The following is a 375-nucleotide window of genomic DNA, read 5'->3' as shown; positions in this document are numbered from 1 at the left end:
GTGAAGGATTTAACGCCCGCTTGGTAGGAGAGGATAATTTGGAAGTGGCCACCCATAACGGCGCCAAGCAACAGGTGCTGAAAATTCTGTTAGAGCAGGGCGATGCCGAGGATATCGAAGTGCGTCAGGCCAATATGGAAGAGATCTACAGCCATTTTATGACTCAGCCATCTGCTCATAGGAGTGCCCCATGAAGCCGATTCTTTTTATCGCGTTAAAAGAGTTGCAAGATGGCCTGCGCAATCGCTGGTTACTGGCCATCAGTTTGCTGTTTGTGATGCTGGCGGCGGGTATTGCCTGGTTTGGTGCGGCAGCCGCCGGTCAGGTGGGGTTTAGCTCCATTGCCTCCACTATTGCTAGTCTGGCAAGTTTAGC

Annotated in this window: 1 protein-coding gene and 1 pseudogene; both read left to right on the top strand. The window is 52.0% G+C overall.

The genetic code is table 11. The annotated features are described in order from the left end of the window. A partial coding sequence (locus tag J0A66_RS22020; protein WP_206575979.1) for a hypothetical protein occupies positions 1 to 194 on the top strand: 194 nt, incomplete at its 5' end. After that, positions 191 to 375 (top strand): annotated as a pseudogene (locus J0A66_RS22015) (ABC transporter permease); the annotation flags it as partial. The gene J0A66_RS22020 and the pseudogene J0A66_RS22015, both read left to right, overlap by 4 nt.

It is taken from the genome of Bowmanella dokdonensis, from assembly GCF_017254865.1.
Taxonomy (GTDB): Bacteria; Pseudomonadota; Gammaproteobacteria; order Enterobacterales; family Alteromonadaceae; genus Bowmanella; species Bowmanella dokdonensis.
This window is presented reverse-complemented; position numbering and strand designations above follow the sequence as displayed.